This window comes from Mesorhizobium sp. M1050, from assembly GCF_040318715.1.
Lineage (GTDB): Bacteria > Pseudomonadota > Alphaproteobacteria > Rhizobiales > Rhizobiaceae > Mesorhizobium.
This window is the reverse complement of record NZ_JAMYMV010000053.1, coordinates 1-15,442: the sequence shown is the minus strand read 5'-3', so window position 1 is coordinate 15,442 and position 15,442 is coordinate 1. Positions and strand designations below refer to the sequence as shown.

The 15,442-nt window shown below is 60.7% G+C and carries 23 protein-coding genes; 11 read left to right on the top strand and 12 right to left on the bottom strand.

Annotation, left to right across the window (positions count from 1 at the left end):
- The first annotated feature begins 130 nt into the window (after positions 1-130).
- The 4 genes from NKH57_RS24460 to NKH57_RS24445 are packed head-to-tail and all read left to right on the top strand — an operon-like array spanning position 131 to position 2,356.
- On the top strand, positions 131-424 hold the full coding sequence (locus tag NKH57_RS24460) for a hypothetical protein (protein ID WP_352948051.1): 294 nt from the start codon (positions 131-133) through the stop codon (positions 422-424).
- A complete protein-coding gene (locus NKH57_RS24455; protein WP_023758314.1) occupies positions 421-1,641 on the top strand; it encodes an NRAMP family divalent metal transporter in 1,221 nt (406 codons plus the stop codon). Before NKH57_RS24460 ends, NKH57_RS24455 begins: the two co-directional genes overlap by 4 nt.
- Entirely contained in the window at positions 1,641-2,003 is a 363-nt protein-coding gene (locus NKH57_RS24450; RefSeq protein ID WP_023758315.1) for a hypothetical protein, read from the top strand. Before NKH57_RS24455 ends, NKH57_RS24450 begins: the two co-directional genes overlap by 1 nt.
- Positions 2,003-2,356: a hypothetical protein gene (locus NKH57_RS24445; RefSeq protein WP_352835893.1), complete on the top strand. Its 354-nt coding sequence runs from the start codon at positions 2,003-2,005 to the stop codon at positions 2,354-2,356. Before NKH57_RS24450 ends, NKH57_RS24445 begins: the two co-directional genes overlap by 1 nt.
- 538 nt (positions 2,357-2,894) lie before the next feature.
- Here the strand turns inward: NKH57_RS24445 and NKH57_RS24440 are convergent.
- The 4 genes from NKH57_RS24440 to NKH57_RS24425 form a co-directional block, all read right to left on the bottom strand.
- Positions 2,895-3,134, bottom strand: a complete 240-nt coding sequence (locus NKH57_RS24440) for an ArsR/SmtB family transcription factor (RefSeq protein ID WP_352948046.1) — start codon at positions 3,132-3,134, stop codon at positions 2,895-2,897.
- A 137-nt stretch (positions 3,135-3,271) separates the two neighbouring features.
- Positions 3,272-3,595, bottom strand: coding sequence for a hypothetical protein (locus NKH57_RS24435; protein WP_352948044.1), 324 nt, complete (start codon positions 3,593-3,595; stop codon positions 3,272-3,274).
- A gap of 71 nt (positions 3,596-3,666) precedes the next feature.
- On the bottom strand, positions 3,667-3,948 hold the full coding sequence (locus tag NKH57_RS24430; protein ID WP_352607620.1) for a hypothetical protein: 282 nt from the start codon (positions 3,946-3,948) through the stop codon (positions 3,667-3,669).
- A gap of 93 nt (positions 3,949-4,041) precedes the next feature.
- The gene (locus NKH57_RS24425) at positions 4,042-4,920 is read right to left on the bottom strand and encodes a cytochrome c oxidase assembly protein (protein ID WP_352948041.1); all 879 of its coding nucleotides are present in this window, start codon (positions 4,918-4,920) and stop codon (positions 4,042-4,044) included.
- Positions 4,921-5,156: 236 nt separating this feature from the next.
- Here NKH57_RS24425 and NKH57_RS24420 point away from each other — a divergent pair, with 236 nt between their 5' ends.
- The gene (locus NKH57_RS24420) at positions 5,157-5,486 is read left to right on the top strand and encodes a hypothetical protein (RefSeq protein ID WP_352948038.1); all 330 of its coding nucleotides are present in this window, start codon (positions 5,157-5,159) and stop codon (positions 5,484-5,486) included.
- An 18-nt stretch (positions 5,487-5,504) separates the two neighbouring features.
- On the opposite strand, the gene NKH57_RS24415 is transcribed toward NKH57_RS24420, so the two are convergent.
- The gene (locus NKH57_RS24415) at positions 5,505-7,250 is read right to left on the bottom strand and encodes a thiamine pyrophosphate-dependent enzyme (protein ID WP_352948035.1); all 1,746 of its coding nucleotides are present in this window, start codon (positions 7,248-7,250) and stop codon (positions 5,505-5,507) included.
- Between the two features lie 341 nt (positions 7,251-7,591).
- On the opposite strand from NKH57_RS24415, the gene NKH57_RS24410 reads away from it, so the two are divergent.
- Positions 7,592-7,819 carry a hypothetical protein gene (locus tag NKH57_RS24410; RefSeq protein ID WP_031259852.1) on the top strand — a complete coding sequence of 76 codons (228 nt, stop codon included), beginning with the start codon at positions 7,592-7,594 and terminating at the stop codon, positions 7,817-7,819.
- A 283-nt stretch (positions 7,820-8,102) separates the two neighbouring features.
- Positions 8,103-8,792, top strand: coding sequence for a hypothetical protein (locus tag NKH57_RS24405; RefSeq protein ID WP_352948032.1), 690 nt, complete (start codon positions 8,103-8,105; stop codon positions 8,790-8,792).
- Between the two features lie 657 nt (positions 8,793-9,449).
- On the opposite strand, the gene NKH57_RS24400 is transcribed toward NKH57_RS24405, so the two are convergent.
- The 6 genes from NKH57_RS24400 to NKH57_RS24375 form a co-directional block, all read right to left on the bottom strand.
- Positions 9,450-9,578, bottom strand: coding sequence for a hypothetical protein (locus NKH57_RS24400; RefSeq protein WP_280948943.1), 129 nt, complete (start codon positions 9,576-9,578; stop codon positions 9,450-9,452).
- 320 nt (positions 9,579-9,898) lie between these two features.
- Positions 9,899-10,108, bottom strand: coding sequence for a DUF3072 domain-containing protein (locus tag NKH57_RS24395; protein WP_023758326.1), 210 nt, complete (start codon positions 10,106-10,108; stop codon positions 9,899-9,901).
- 92 nt (positions 10,109-10,200) lie between these two features.
- Positions 10,201-10,566, bottom strand: a complete 366-nt coding sequence (locus NKH57_RS24390) for an SPW repeat protein (RefSeq protein WP_352948029.1) — start codon at positions 10,564-10,566, stop codon at positions 10,201-10,203.
- 331 nt (positions 10,567-10,897) lie between these two features.
- Entirely contained in the window at positions 10,898-11,629 is a 732-nt protein-coding gene (locus NKH57_RS24385) for an NADH dehydrogenase ubiquinone Fe-S protein 4 (protein ID WP_352948026.1), read from the bottom strand.
- Between the two features lie 68 nt (positions 11,630-11,697).
- Positions 11,698-12,192, bottom strand: coding sequence for an Hsp20/alpha crystallin family protein (locus NKH57_RS24380; protein ID WP_023758330.1), 495 nt, complete (start codon positions 12,190-12,192; stop codon positions 11,698-11,700).
- Positions 12,193-12,267: 75 nt separating this feature from the next.
- Complete coding sequence (locus tag NKH57_RS24375) at positions 12,268-12,738, bottom strand: Hsp20 family protein (RefSeq protein ID WP_352734498.1); 471 nt, start codon at positions 12,736-12,738, stop codon at positions 12,268-12,270.
- 393 nt (positions 12,739-13,131) lie between these two features.
- On the opposite strand from NKH57_RS24375, the gene NKH57_RS24370 reads away from it, so the two are divergent.
- Together NKH57_RS24370 and NKH57_RS24365 are read left to right on the top strand one after the other, a co-directional pair.
- Complete coding sequence (locus tag NKH57_RS24370) at positions 13,132-13,362, top strand: hypothetical protein (protein WP_023763181.1); 231 nt, start codon at positions 13,132-13,134, stop codon at positions 13,360-13,362.
- Between the two features lie 290 nt (positions 13,363-13,652).
- On the top strand, positions 13,653-14,045 hold the full coding sequence (locus tag NKH57_RS24365; RefSeq protein ID WP_023763180.1) for a preprotein translocase subunit YajC: 393 nt from the start codon (positions 13,653-13,655) through the stop codon (positions 14,043-14,045).
- Positions 14,046-14,268: 223 nt separating this feature from the next.
- Here NKH57_RS24365 and NKH57_RS24360 read toward each other — a convergent pair whose 3' ends face one another.
- Positions 14,269-14,472: a CsbD family protein gene (locus NKH57_RS24360; protein WP_023763179.1), complete on the bottom strand. Its 204-nt coding sequence runs from the start codon at positions 14,470-14,472 to the stop codon at positions 14,269-14,271.
- A gap of 144 nt (positions 14,473-14,616) precedes the next feature.
- Between NKH57_RS24360 and NKH57_RS24355 the strand changes: the two genes are divergently transcribed.
- Together NKH57_RS24355 and NKH57_RS24350 are read left to right on the top strand one after the other, a co-directional pair.
- Entirely contained in the window at positions 14,617-14,772 is a 156-nt protein-coding gene (locus NKH57_RS24355) for a hypothetical protein (protein ID WP_352948021.1), read from the top strand.
- 243 nt (positions 14,773-15,015) lie between these two features.
- Positions 15,016-15,442: transposase (locus tag NKH57_RS24350; protein WP_352948018.1), on the top strand; the 427-nt coding region annotated here is incomplete at its 3' end.

The window sequence follows — 15,442 nt, the reverse complement described above, 5'->3', positions numbered from 1 at the left end:
CCAAGGTCGACTTCGCTCTCTATGCGTTATGTTGATTGCTACGACGTTGACCGCATGCACGTCTTCGACAGACCAGGTATACCAGCAGTCGAGAACTGCGGCCTCCGCCGCACAGACGGCATCGGTGGTCTTGGAAGCCTGGCTTGCTGGAGCGGCACCCCGGAACTACACGTCGCTGACATTGCAATCCGTCAGCCACATCTGGTCCGATGCCGAAGCGCAAATCCGATCGGCCGGTTCACCGGAGGGCTCCGACCGAGCGGAGCTCATCAAGGCTATCGAGCAGCTGTCGTCGGCGGCAGCAAGAGCGCAGACAGGATTACGGGATCGTGACCGCGGCAAGGTTGAACAAGCGGAGCGGGACCTGCGAAGAGCCGCCACGACGCTGGGCGCCTACGCCAAATCCTCGGCGCCGCAACAATGAAAAAGCTGCTCGAAATAGCGTTGGGTATCGTCACCAGCATTGGCGGTTTTCTCGAGATCGGCTCGATGGCTACGGCAGCTCAGGCCGGTGCGGCATTCCATTTCCAGCTGGTCTGGGCGGTCGTTCTAGGGACGATCTGCATCATCTTTCTCGTCGAGATGGCGGGTCGGTTCGCCGCGATAAGCCATCACACCATCGCCGATGGAATTCGCGAGCGATTTGGCTTCAACGTCTTCCTTTGGCCGCTGCTCGCGATCTTGCTGATCAACTTCATGGTCATGTCGGCAGAGATCGGCGGCGTCGCCATTGCACTCGAACTCGCCACCGGGATCGGTTTCCAGTGGTGGGCGCTGCTGGTGGCATTGCTGGCGTGGTTGTTTCTCTGGAAAGGGACGTTCGGCCTTATCGAAAAAGGTGTTTCGATGCTCGGTCTGGTCACACTGTGCTTTGTGGCCGGCGCCGTGATGCTCAAGCCCGACTGGGGTCAGGTCGCGGCGGGCGCGGTTCCCACGCTGCCGGCTCATGACCGGGCCAATTACTGGTTCATGGCCGTCAGTATTCTTGGAGCGTCGATCTCGCCCTATCTGTTCATGTTCTACTCGTCGGGCGCCATCGAGGACCAGTGGGACAGAAGTTATCTCGGTGCCAATCGCGCTATTGCGTTCCTTGGAATGACCTTTGGCGGCACGATCTCCATCGGTGTGCTGATCGTTGCCGCTCTCGTGCTTCCCGCCCACGGCATTGACCAGGTGGACGACTACCATCAATTGCCGCTGATGCTGATCCCGGTATTCGGCTTCTGGGGTTTTGTCCTGTTTGTCGCTTCGCTAGGCATTGCCTGCTTCGGCGCCGCGCTCGAGGTCGGGCTGCAGCAAGCCTATCTCGTGGCCCAGGGCTTCGGCTGGACATGGGGCGAAGACCAGAAGCCGCGCGACAATCCAGGCTTCAGCACGGTTTACACGTTGTCGTTGTTCCTCAGCGCCTTGCCGATCGCTTTCGGCCTCGATCCGTTGAAGCTGACGATCTTCTCCATGGCTTTGACGGCTGCCAGCCTGCCGTTGAGCGTGATTCCCTTCCTCTTCCTGTTGAACGATGAACGTTACGTGGGCAAGCATCGCAATGGGATGATCTCGAACGCGGCGGTCGTCTTCATCATCGCACTTGGTTTCGTGCTGGCGGTCGTGACCATCCCATTGCAGATATTCGGAGGCACGTGATGGATCTGGTGCGCGACATTCTGGACAAGCAAGTGGTCGACCGCGAGCAGGTCAAGATCGGCAAAGTCGATGGGCTGGTGGCCGAACTGAGACCGGGCAAGCCGCCCAGAGTGGCTGCGATCGAACTTGGGTCCATCACCCTGGCGCGTCGGCTTGGTCGGCGGCCCGGCCGCTGGATGGCGCGATTGGCGGCAAAGCTGGGCGGCAAGGACCATGGCGAGCCGCATCGGATCGCCTGGAACAAGGTGCGCGACATTGGCGTCGATATTGAGTTCGACATCGATGTGCGCGAGACGGCAATCTTCGATTGGCAGAACTGGCTGCGGGACCACGTCATTGGCCGCATCCCGGGAGCGGGCTGATGACGACCGTCAATCTCGAACAGCTTGCCGGGCGACGCGTGCTTTCGCAGCGCGGGGAGAGCATCGGCTATATCGAGGAGATATGCGCCGAACAGGATGGGGACGATCTCGCGATTATAGAGTTCCATGTCGGTATCTATGCCGCATTCGAGCGTCTCTCCGCTTCAGCCATAGGCGCTGCGGTTCTCGACCTATTCCGGCTACGCCGCGGCGGCGGCTTTTATCGCATTCCCTGGGACAAGATCGACATCTCCGATCCTGCACGGCCCAGGCTGCTATGTACGAAAAAAGACCTTTCCCGAATGGAAGGCGGCCGCAAACATCCGCAGGGTAAAGGCCAGACCAGAACCTGACAAAAGAAAGCTTGAACGCCAGGGCGTGGAAGATTTGTCCGATGTCGCTAAATGGCCGTGCTGCTTTCGCTTGTCGAGAGTCTGATAGCCGAAATTCGGCCGCGCCTAAGCCGATCCCCGCGTCGCGCTGAGCCTTCGTTGGATGCAACTGTCGCAAAGTGATGACGGTCTTTGCGTCGCTCTGTTCGTCGAACGTGATGGTGGTGCGGAACAGGCCAGGATCGTTGTCTTGTCGGCGCCGTGATTGAACTCGATCAAGTGCGGCCTCTCGATGCGCCGGAATTGCACACGGCTCGTATATCGCTTGCCGTCGGGCGCGGGTCTCGAACCGCCATTCGCCGCCGACGCGAATATCTATCGATTTCGTATTAATCTTGACCCGGCCGGGCCGAACCACTGGGCAAGATGGCGCGGATCAGCCCATGCGCAGAAACCAGCTCTCGTGGCGCGTTGATCACGCGCGAGAGGACGATCTCTCGATTAAGCGCCCAAGCGGACAGAGGCGATTCATTTTGACGCGTTTGCGGGGCATTGGCTTTCAGTTTGCTTCCGTCTGCAACGAGCACGTCCTGACGCGCCCGTTCTTTTCGGACGTAACGAGGCCGCTGCTCGCTAGAATGCCGATGTGCTTCATCAGGCTCGGCAGCGCCATTTCGAACGGCTTCGCCAGTTCTCCGACAGACGCCTCACCCTCACATAGCCGCACGACTATCGCCCGACGGGTCGCGTCGGAGAGGGCCCTGAAAATGTGGTCGAGTTGCATCGATTGGTTAGCCATGAAGCTCATTATAACGGGGGCAAACCGTCAATGAATGTTAGCCGGAAAGCTAACGAAAGACTTGAGAGCATCGTCGTCAATCGAGTTCGCGAACGCATGAACCGAGAGCGCATCGGGCCGGTTTATCAGTTCACGCCTTAGCGAAGAATGGCGGCGAGTATGAAGACCGCAGCTGCCACGAGCACGGCTATGGCAATCACCAAGACGGGCCAGTTGTTGCCGGGCAGTATGTCGGCTCGGTTCTCCATCGGCCGCATCGCATTGGCAAAGCTTGCTTGGTTCTTGAACCGCGACTGTCGTTTGGGAGGTGGTTGCCCGGCGTCATTGGGTGTATCCGCCGCCTCAGCGTCGGTCCTGGACGGCGCGGCGGCTGGGTCGAACCCCGGCGTCTTGTCCAGCCCCGCTTCCGTCCAGGCATGGACTGTCTTCGCCGCAGGTTTTCGGTCCGTGGATGTGGCCATGATCGCCTCCTTTGCAGGCAGAACTTCTGTCTGGCTCGGAAGGTTCCAATCTATTGGATAGCCGCGGCGGCCTAGATTCCCGGGCAAAATCGCCGGAACATGGTTCTGGCCGCGGCGTTGAACGTCATGACACGAAATGAGCCGAAGAGGGACGGCGTCGCCATCGAAAGGGCAGTCGAATGTATCCCTTTGCTTTTCTGCATGAATTGGCCGCCGCCAGAGGCGATGGCCTTCGGCCCGAACTTGTCCGCCTGATGAAATCGCGCGCAGTGCTCACAGCGCCGGGAATTGCACAGCTCCGGGAAAGGCGCGGAGACGATTTCGAACAGGCGGGGCCAAATCCCGTTGGACATGCCGGGGCCGCGCTTCCGGACGGGGTTTTGCGTTTTTCCGGCCGGGCCGGCGCGAAACCGCCGCGAGCGAAACGCCGTCGCGGCTCCAGAGTTTCAAATGAGGCGTAGGCCGTTCGAAGCCTGTCGCCGCCCACTTGCGCGGATCCATAGGGCGGCCAGGAGCAGCGCGGCTCCGCCATAGATCAGGCCGGCGGGAATCCACATCACCAGGCCAGCGAGTTGCTGATCCTCGAGCGGGCTGAGGTCCCACAGCTTCGAGCCGATGGCATTTTCCGGATACCAGAGCCTCGGCGAGACCACGAGCAACACCCCGAGCAGGCTGGTGTGCACAGAGGTGAAGAAAAGATGCATGACGGCCCTGCCACAGGCTTGTTCGTGGCCAGGCCGAGGCAGCAGCACCCACCAGAACAGGAGCCCGGTGCCGAGGAAGCTGGCGTGCTGGGCATAGTGCAAGGGGCCCTGCTGGAGGGCAGCCTCGAACAATGCCGGCACGTGCCATGCCCATATCGCCGCTCCGTGCAGGATGGTGGCGACGACAGGACGGCTGATGAATGCCCAGATCGCCCGAAGCATGCCTGCACGCGCGGCCACGCCGAGCCCCTGGCGCACCCGCATCGGCAACGCCCACATCATCGGCACGGTCGGGCAGGAAGCGACCAGCAGAGGCGCCGCAACCGCCATCAGCAATTCGTGCTCGATCATGTGAGCGGCAAAGACGCGCCCGCCCAGGGCATGGATCGGACTTACCAGCGCCACCGCCAACACGGCCCAGCCGGCGGCAAACAGCAACGCCTGCCGTGATCGCATGGGGCGTCCGCGTCCGCTCCGCCGCCAAAGCCGGATGGCGCCCGCAGCATAGAGCGACGCGGCTGCCGCGAGCGGCAACGTGATGGGAAGCGCCAGCGTCCAGCCGGCTTCGGGGGCGCCGCTGCCATAACAGATCGAAGTCGAGAAGAGCGCATCGAAGCTCATCGCCCGCACCCGTCGGGGAACAGCACCGATGAAATCTGATTGCGATCCGTCACGCGGGACATCCATTGAACATGCTTCAACGCGCGAAAGGCCCGGAAGTGGCAGTAGCCGGCAGTAAAATGTATCTTCGATGTGCCGCGGCCGATCTGGGATATTTCGCTGTCAAAATCGGTATGCATGCGACGGAACCCGCGCACTGCAGAAATGTTTACCCGTCATGCAATCGGAGATGTGTCATGACCGAGGACGAAACCCGCTACGAAACCGGTGCGACCAAATACCCCGCCAAAGTCGGCACTGATGCTGGGGATGAATTCTCCCAGGCTGCGGCCGGCAACAGGAAGCCTCCCGGTGGGATTGGGCTGACGCGGCGGATGGGCGAGATGGACGACAAGACGCGCCAGTCGGAAGGGCAAGACCCGCCAAGGAAAAGTGCGCCAAAGCAAGCCACCCCGAGCCCGGCAACCGAAAAGACGTCCGGCGCCGGCCCGGCGGTCGCCGAGCGCTCGAAGGACGCCAAGGCTCCCAAGGGCGGCCGGCAGCCAGGCGCTTACGTCAAGACGTGACGGCGGCGCGGGACAGGGTCAGCCCATCATCGTCTTCAGTGGCTCCTGGGCAAGGTTCTTTTCTATCTCCTGTCGACCCGGCGTTTCTTTCAGCGCGGTGCGCATGTTCTTGCGGTATTGATCCGGCATGCGCGGCGGCAGCATAGGCTCGTAGGCGTCGACGACGGCCTCTATGATCACGGGGCCCACGGTGGCGAAAGCGGCATCAAGAACGCCTTCAATGTCCTCGGGCCGGGTGATGCTGTAGCCGATGCCGCCCATCGCCTCGGCGGCCAGGGCGAAATCGATCGGTTGGAGTTCGCAGGCAAATTGCGGGTTGCCGAGAAACATCATCTGCTCCCAGGCAATCTGGTTCAGCATGTTGTTCTTGATCACGAGGAGCTTGAGCGGAACCTTGTAGCGCACCGCCGTCGAAAATTCGCCAAGCTGCATGGCGAGCCCGCCGTCGCCAACCACTGCGAAGACCGGCCGGCCCGGGAAGGCTATGCCACCGGCAATCGCATAGGGCAACCCGCAGGCCATCGATGCGAGCGAGCCGGAGACGGCGAAGTCCTGACCCGCCTTGATGTCGATATGGCGGGCGGCAAGTTCGGTATTCTGGCCGGAATCGGTGGCGAGGATGGCGTTGGCCGGCATGCGGTCGCCGAATGCCTTCACTACGCGTTGCGGCTTGAGCGGCACGTCGTCCTTGCCTTCAGCCTCGGCCATCATACCGCGCCAGCGCCGCACGCTTTGCCGGGCCTGTTCGAGAAATGAGCTGTCTGTTTTCTGCTTCAATCTCTTGTTGAGCAATTGCAGCGTGACGGCGGCGTCGCCGACCAGGCCAGCCTCGACTGGATGGCGCAGGCCTATGCGCTGCGCATTGCGGTCGATCTGGATCCCGCGCGCCTTGCCGGGCTTGGGGTAGTATTCGATGTAGGGAAACGTCGAGCCGACGATCAGCAGCGCCTCGCACTGCTCCATTATCTCCTGGGAGGCCAAGGTACCCAACATGCCTATGCCGCCGACGACGTTCGGATGATCATCCGGCAGCACGGCTTTGCCGAGCAGGGCCTTGGCGACGGGTGCGGCGAGCAGATCGGCGGTGCTCTCGAGTTCCGCCTTGGCATGCAGCGCGCCGCGTCCTGCGAGGATCGCCACTTTCGAGGCGGTGTTGAGAATGTCGGCCGCGAGATCGAGCTGGGCCTCGTCTGGTTGTTTGCTTCCTTCGAACCACCGGTCCGGCGTGTGCTTCGGCAGGTTGCGCATTGAGCGCTTCGCCGCTGTCTGCTCCTGGACATCGCTTGCTATCGACAGATGGGAAACGCCGCGTCCGGCAAGCGCGGAGCGGCAGGCCAGGCCGGCAACGCTTTCCATATGCGCCGCGTCGGCGACGTGGGCGTTAAAGACGGTGACGTCGTTGAAGACACGGGTCAGATTGACATCCTGCTGTGTGAAGGTCTCGATCAGATCATGGAACTGCATGCCGGTTATGGCCAGAACCGGCGCTTGATCGAGCTTTGCGTCGTAGAGGCCGGTGAGCAGGTGGGTGCCGCCCGGTCCGGAGGTGGCGAGACAGACACCGAGCTTGCCGGTCCATTTTGCGTAGGCCGTCGCCATGAACGCCGCCGATTCCTCGTGCCGCACCTGAACAAAACGGATCTTGTCCTGTCTGGTGCGCAGCGCCTCCATGATCCCGTTGATGCCATCTCCCGGCAGGCCGAAGATCACGCGCACATCCCATGCGATCAGCGTGTCGACAAGTATCTCGGCGGTGTTGGGCATCGTAGCCTCCTCTGGTGTTGATGTGCTTGGCTTGGCCGGCGTTGCGGCGAACGGCACCTCGCTTCCAGCCGTTCGAACGCGCGGGCGTGGACATCTCGCGACCAGTGGCCGAACGGCGGACGGGCCGGGTTGTTCCATCGAGGCGGCAAAGCTGCCGCGCGAAAGCGCGGAACCGACACGGCATTTCGATGCAGCTTTCGCGAGGCAGTCCGGGGGAGTCCGATACCCGCAGTCGACAAAGCGCTTATTCGACGCCGTTCGGAACGATCCAGCCGCCTTGCCATTACCACCACCATTACCACCATGAGAAAAGGCCCGGGTCCGAACACCTTGAGGAAGCGATGACCGGACGCCGAACCCATGAGCAGCAAATCCGCATCATCGAAGAACGGGAGAACACCAAGAATGCCGGCAAGGATTTTGATGCGAAGGCAGACCTGAAGCGGTCGGCCGCGGAACGAGAAGCGTTGCGCAAGGGATCGGATATCAGGACCGACACATCTGACCTGGTCGATCCCGACGACCGCAATATCCTTCGCGGCAAAAATCAGGAGAGCGTCCACAATTAGAACCGTGCCGACGAATGAGCACGGTTCCTTGCAGATCACTGGATATAGATGGAGCGTGAAAGCAGCGATCGGCGATCGGGCCGGAACCTTACCCGAACGGCATTCGTTCTTCGGTCGACGACTGCTCGTTCGCGCCGGTTGATACTGGCGCCAGACCCACCGTCGCGAGCCGAGAGCCGGCCTCGCGCCGGCAATCCAGCGACCGCCGATAGATCCGTTCGCGATGCCGGATACAAATGAAATCAAAGCAAACGAAAGCGAGAGCCGGCAGCAGCTCCTGCAGATGATGACGACGGAACATTTCGTGCTGGAGACCGCCAGGGCCGCCACCATCCAGGAGGCCAACCAGCGCGCCAATCTGTTCTTGACGTCGGTGTCGAGCGCCACGATCGCCCTCGCCTTCGTGGCGCAGGTGACCAGGATGGGGCTGCCCTTCGTCCTGTTCAGCCTGATCATGCTGCCTTGCCTCTATTTCATCGGACTGGTGACCTTCGTCAGGGCCGTGCAGGTGGGCATCGAAGATATGGTCCATGCGCGTGGCATGGCACGCATCCGGCACTACTACACGGAGATCACTCCCTCGATGGCGCGATATCTGGTTCACTCCACCCACGACGATCATCTGGCCTTGTTGGCCGATGTCGGCCTCAGGCCCAGACCCTGGCAGGCCTTCGCCAGCACGGCGGGCATGGTGAATGTCGTCAATGGTGCAATCGCCGGCGTCTTTGCCGGCGTCATGATCAAGGCAGTCATCGGGTCGACGCTCGCTCTCGCCGTGGTTGCCGGCATTCTCGCCTTTGCGGTGAGCAATTGGTGCCTGTGGCAATATCATTCGCACAGCTGGGCAGGCGCGGAGCACAAGTTGAAGGTGCTGTTCCCGAGCGGGCCGGATCGTAGTGGCGCTGCTGTGCAACGATCCGAGGGAAGCATCGGAAAAGATGATGAGCCAGAGGCAGGAAGGGGAACGCAATGACCGATCCGCCGGGGGTCCGCGGAATCTCGGCCACCTGTCGAAAGTAGCCGCTCTCCATACGGCGGCCAAATTGCGCCCTTCTCGTCCCATTCGACCGGAGCGCCCATGGGCGATGCCTTTGAAGCGGAGTTTGCGCATTGCCGCCGTGACGTCTCGCCGGCTGGAATACCGCTTGGCTTCATCGGCGGCAGCCTTGATGGCCGCGATCAGGACGCGGGCTGAGTTGTAGGAATACACGGCGTAATTTCCAATCGGTCCAAAACGTGCCGCATAGCGCTCGGCGAATTGCTGGAACCAGGCACCCTGCCCAGTTCCGGCGTGGCGGAGAGTACGAGCACGCCTTCCGCAGTGGTCGCGGCCTCTCCAGCGGGCTCGAGAAAGTTCGGCATGTCCCAGCAGCCGTCGCCTGTGGTAAAGAACTGGCCGAAGCCGGTGTAACGCAGAGCCCTCAAGATAGAGACCGACAAGGATCCCACACCCAAGACCACGACGGGTGGCGATCAGCCTCGAACGCCGCCGGCGCGCGGCTCTCCTCCAGCGCTGCTACTTCCAAGCTGGCGATCGTTTTCGGTGGGGCAGGGTTGCCTTGGCCAAGGGAGGGAAGCCAAAAGGCGCGCGCTTGCCGCAACCGACATGCTCGCAGACCCGCTCGAAGGCCTACACACGCGGGCCGAGGACGAATATCGCCAGCAGCACAATAAAAAGCACGGTGGCGATCACGACACCCCACTTGAGGACTTTTCTGGTGCCGCGCTGTTCATCGTCGCGAGATAAATTCTCCGCCATTGCAGAATTCCTACCGGGGAACTTCGATTAATCGAAACGTGGAGCGTCTAGGCCGGTTCCCGTTGCCGCGTGCAAATGCCGTCGCCGTGCTCTTGGTGTTCCAAGCAAAACCAAGGCGATGGCTGTTTCGGTCTGGCCAAGCGCACGCTTCACGCCGCGTCGCACTCGCAGACGTGATTTTCGATCCGCGCTGACGCACGCGGGACCGCTGTTCCTTCGGCAAGTCACCTCGGTTCATCGCTGCACGACCCGATCGACGCCCGCTGCTCATGGCCCGGTCGGGAGTATCTATGCATGTCACCGGATTCCGCCAAAAAGCTCTAAAGCCTTAATTTGGTCCTCAGAGCATCGATGCGCTTGGAAGCCTCAGCCTTACTGAGGTCCTCGGCAAAACTTTGTTCGCCGCCCGCCTGCTCACAAAGTGTCTTCAGGTAGGAAGCTTGGGCCGGCGTCATCGGGTCGTCACCGCTAGTCCATTCATCAGGGGCCTTATTGATGCTTTCGCTTTTGGCGCGGTCCGAAGGTTGCATGGCGCTCTCCTCACGTCAGAATGACGAAACGCATTTTGATCTGCTTTTGTTCCTGCGCACGGCAGCCGGACGCGGGATAAGGAGGGCGTTGGTCAGGCCTTCGAAAGCGGACGGTTGCCGAAGGACCAGAGGCTTCCCGCTGCCAGGACCGCCGCTATGACGCCTACGATCACATGCGCCCACATGGCCGCTGCCACGGCCGAAAAACCGAGGACCCAAGGCGAGACCAATGTGCACAGCCCAACCACGATGTTTGCCCATTCCTCGTATTCGTGGAACGCAACCAGCGCACCCACGGCGATCAGGGCGATCACCGCACCGGCGATCCAGGCGTTCCAGGCCGCATAGGCTTCAGCCGCAAACCCGAGATACCAGGGCGACATTGCTAGCGCGATACCGGCGACCAAATTGACGATGTCGATCACCGGACGATTTTCAGATTTCAGCCATTTCTGCATTGTTCATCCTCCTTTCGTGACATGGTCAGTGAACCGTCCTCTGGTTGAGAACGGGCGCGGCGGCCGAGGACTGTCCGTGGTCACCGCGAAGCTTTCTTCACCTGCCGGGCCCAATCACGCGGAACCGAGCCGGCCAGAAGGAAAGGCTCGACCTCGTCGGGCCGGAAGCGGTTGCCGGCGATCTCGCGCATGGCGGTTCCACTGGCATCGTCGCTTTGTCGGGCAAGGCTCGGCGCCCCGGCTGAGCGCACGGCCCGCTCCGGCGACGGCCAGCGCAAAACGGTTGGGAACGGCATTTTCACAATCGAACACGATGATCGGATCCATAGCGTCACCTCACATTGCCTTCTGCTTTTGTTCCGAGATCGAAACGGTCAGGTTCGCTGCCGTCCCGTGGTTCCAATGCGAGCAGCGCCTGTTCCACTTCGTCGAGCCGGGTCGGACGTGCGTTTTCCGGCATTCCCTCGGATGTTGCGAGATCGACCAGATACTCATTCCACGCCCAGTTGCGCAGGACGGCGCGTTTCTCTTCGACGGTCAAAAGGGGGTCGACGACGACTTCTATCGGCGAGGCAAAAAGTGGCTCCGGGTCCGTCAATGCGGGCCGATAATGCGACGCCTGCGAAACCGCCAACTGGAGGCGGTTCCAGACAAGATGCGCGCCGGGCTGCAGCCGCTTCTCAGCATCGGAAGGTTCGACAATGGATTTTTCGGCCGCCGCGCTTCCTTGAACCCTGTACGCGAGGCCCTGACGTTCGGCATAGTCGATGGCCGCCTGAGCCGTCGAAAAATCGAGCTCCACTTGGGTCAGGGTGTCACAGCTTCCGGTGTAACCCATCAGGGGCTCGATGACGGGTGCGATACGCCGCTCGAACACCAGCCGCCATCCTTTCGGTCGCGCACGGCCCGAGCTCATGACCGACCGGCAAGGCTTGTAGATCCGCGCGACCGCATCAGGCGGGAACTCGGATCTGCCGAATGACAGCGCTCGCCCGCAGTTGTCGTTTGCCGGGCCGAGACTTTCTACGACTGGTGTGACTTCACTTGCTTGCTTCGGCATCATTCGTCCCTCCCGTGGAGCGAAGGATGCGCCGGAGGCAGTTAGGTACCGCCTCCGGCCTGCTCGGTGCGTCAGTGGGTGATGGGGATACGCTTCACCTTCGACTGCGCATTCGGGTTCTTCGGCAGCGTCAGGGTCAGGACGCCATTGGCAAAGGACGCCTTGACCTTGTCGTCCTCGACTTCATAGCCGAGGGGGATGCGCCGCTCGAAGTGGCCGTAGAATCGCTCGGAATAGCCTTTCTCCTCGGTCTCCGACCGCTTCTCGCCACGCAGGGTCAGCATGTCCTCATCGAGCAGGACTTCAATGTCCTTCTCTTCCATGCCGGGAACCTCGGCGGTGACGCGAAGCTCATTATCCGACTCCGAGATCTCCACCTTCGGCCAGCCGCCATCGAAAGGCGAAAGCTGCCCCGCAGTAGGCAAGCGCGTCTCGAAGCTCCTCAACACGTCATCGAAGAGCCTGTTCACCTCGCGGTGAAGCGAAAGAAAGGGATCGCCACCGCTATAGATGCTCGGGGCCTGGTTGTTGTTACGGCCCCACGGGATAAGGTCACGCATATTCATCTTCGTTCACCTCCACGTTCAACCGCGCGGCACCGGACGATTGCCGGTGCCTGACGCTTCTGATTCACGATGACTTCAGGCCGCGTTCTTTTCGGCTTCGATCTGTCGCGGCGCTGCCTTTGCCGTGCTGCCGGCGATGGCGATCCGGCGCGGTTTCATCTCTTCGGGAAGCTCGCGCTTGAGATCGATGTTCAGCAACCCATTGTCCAGGCTGGCGCCGACGACCTTCACATGGTCGGCCAGTTCGAACCGACGCTCGAAAGCGGGCCCGGCAATGCCGCGATAGAGGTACTGGCCATTGTCCTCGCCAGGTTGCGACCCACTCACAACCAACAGGTTAGGCTGATGAGTGATTGTCAGTTGATCCTGCGAGAAGCCGGCGACCGCCATGGTGATGCGATAGTCGTCCTCACCTGTCTTGGCGATGTCGTAGGGCGGCCAATTGTCTGTCGCAGTGACGCGGCTCGCATTTTCCAGCATGTCGAAGACGCGGTCGAAGCCGATGCTGGACCGGAACAGGGGGGCAAAATCAAGGTTTGTCCTCATAGCCATATCCTCCTTTGAGCAACATGGTTTGCAACAAGGCCTAGGATCGCCTTGAAGCCTCCTAGGCTCTACCGGCCCCATCTGGCGACCGGCAATTAGCTATTTATAACAGGGCGTTGTGGCTTCAAGAGGGCGCATAGGAAAATTTTCAGCGAGCAGTGAAATTTCTTCGATGCCCGGTAGATTTCGGATCATAAGGCCGAAGGCTAGTGTCCATATATGAAACAAATTCGAAAACCACGCCCCAAGCGATTTTCCAGCCTTCCACCTCCAGCATTGCGCCCCTCCAAGTTGGATAATGGGAAAGCCGCGCCATTCCCGTGTACGGCTGGTAGCGGTCATTCATCGTTTGTGAGACAGTCAGGCAATCAAGCCAAGTTTGAAGGACGGCAAATGCCACTGCGACGCTATGGCGGAGCATTCGACGCCGCTGATCTGGCCCTGCTAAAGCGAGTGTTCGACCAAATATCCAAGGAGCGCTTCCTCGCCAAGAAAGACGTGGCGCAGATGGAAGCACTCGCCGAGGAAGTCGTCAACGCTTTCCAGAACGGGATCACAGATGAAGCGGACCTATTGAAGGCCCTTTCTAAGCAGCGCCGCAGAGGTCGGCGAATTTCAAACTGAGACACTACCGGCTGCGCGATGGCGGCGGTTCATGTCTGCTGAGTGCGCAGGTGCGAGCAAAGCAAGGAGGAGTGCCAGGCTGGCGCGACGTGAGCGCCGCAGCACCGTTCGTGATCGTCTGTTAGCTTCCGATCTGGCTAGCCCACCAAATTTCGTGGTGTGGGAGGTGCCGATACGGAGGCGCCGAGCATCGCCAGGTGGGAGCAGGTCAGCAGATGGCCCGAGCCGATCGCTATCCTGCGTGGTTTCGATGGAAGGAAATTTCACGCTGGCGGGGCCCTCCGAGAGAAATGAGTTCGGCATTCGCCATTCGCTACGATTTCGCGCAACCAAGTCAGTTTGCCAGCATTATTAAGAAAAAGCACCGCAGGAAACCCATGTTGCACCATAGCATGCCTCGGGAATTTGAGATCGGTGACGAAGTGGCGCTGACCAGTACGGTGATCACGGTTCTCCCCAGCGGGCGCGCTAGAGTAAGCATCCCATCATATAACCATCCCTATGCGATCGATCCGCCACCTAAAACCCGAGCAGGAGATAAGGTCGTTCTCGTTGGGGATGTTACTCGCGTCGATCGCGAAGCCGATAAATTGACGGTGCGAATTGATTGCGGAGGCCTGATTACTGTCGACAAGGCGGCGATTACCAGGCTGAAGAAGCACCGCCGAGCTGGAGCGGGTTGAAGCCGGGCAGGGAAGTTTCTGCGCACGATGCGCTCGCCAAATTCCGCCGTGAACGGCACCTCCTGATCGGATTCCGGCAACGCACGATGGAAAGGGCAATCCCGCCGCTCGAAGCCTCGCCAGTGACGGCCGATAGGTGCTTATCAGCTGTCCGCAGCATGAGCTTGAGGCCAGCAAGGGATACCACGAATCTGTTACGCCGTTCGAGCGTCGCGGCAACCGTCTACCAGTCTTGCCTGCCATACCACTCGTCAATGTCCCGGCGAACCTGATCCTTCTCCAGGCCGTAGCGCTCCTGAATGATGCCTTCAAGTTGGTCGCGTTTACCGCCGATGCGGTCTAGGTCGTCGTCCGTAAGTTTGCCCCACTGTTCCTTGACCTTGCCCTTAACCTGCTTCCAATTTCCTTCGACGCGGTCCCAATCCATGGCAGTGATCTCCTGGTTTCCGAAATGAAAACGTTATCCGGTAAGAGAAGTTCCTGCTGATTTTGAAACGCGGGCTCACATAGGTACCGCGCCGTGCTTGCCACCAGCACGAACGTTACGCGCGAAAGGCCTTTGCGATCCCTCATGACGCTGCAGAAATCCGTGCCCAAATCACTGGCTGTCGGTTTCGCCGTGATCTGGCCGATATCTCAGGAAAACACCAATCGGAGGTTCCAGAGTCTTGTGGGCTTGCTGGACAAGGAGAACTTCACCGTCAAGATCGCTGCTTTCGCCGTCTGACTACATAGGTTCTTTGTTCTAGACGTCGAATGCCACGCCACGCGGCATTCTGGGTGGTTGATAAGTTGTTGAATGACCGCGCTTGGCTCGTGTCGCCGTAAGTGGTGTAGCTCAGCGGTAGCAAAAGCTGCTCGCGAGCGCGCCCTTGATGGCGCTGTAGGGAGCGAGCGGCTTTGCGGTGGTCATCGGCGCTTTCCGGTAGGGTCTGGTTGCGACACCAACCTTTGACCGGAAGGACTACCGATGACCGACGACATGATGAACCTGCGCGCGCTCGTGGAGAAGACACCCGACGCCGATCTGTTGCGTGAGATGATCGGCTTTGCCGCCGAGCGTCTGATGGAGATGGAGGTGGGCGCCGCGACGGGTGCTGCCTATGGCGAGAAAAGCCCACTTCGGACGGCCCAGCGCAACGGCTACCGCGACCGGGACTGGGAGACTCGCGCCGGCACGGTCGAGCTGCGCATCCCGAAGCTGAGGAAGGGCTCCTACTTCCCGGGCTTCCTCGAACCGAGACGCATGGCCGAGAAGGCGCTGACCGCGGTGATCCAGGAAGCCTATATCCAGGGCATCTCGACACGCTCGGTCGACGACCTGGTCAAGGCGATGGGCATGAGCGGCATCTCCAAGAGCCAGGTCTCTCGGCTGTGCGAGGAGATCGACGGCAAGG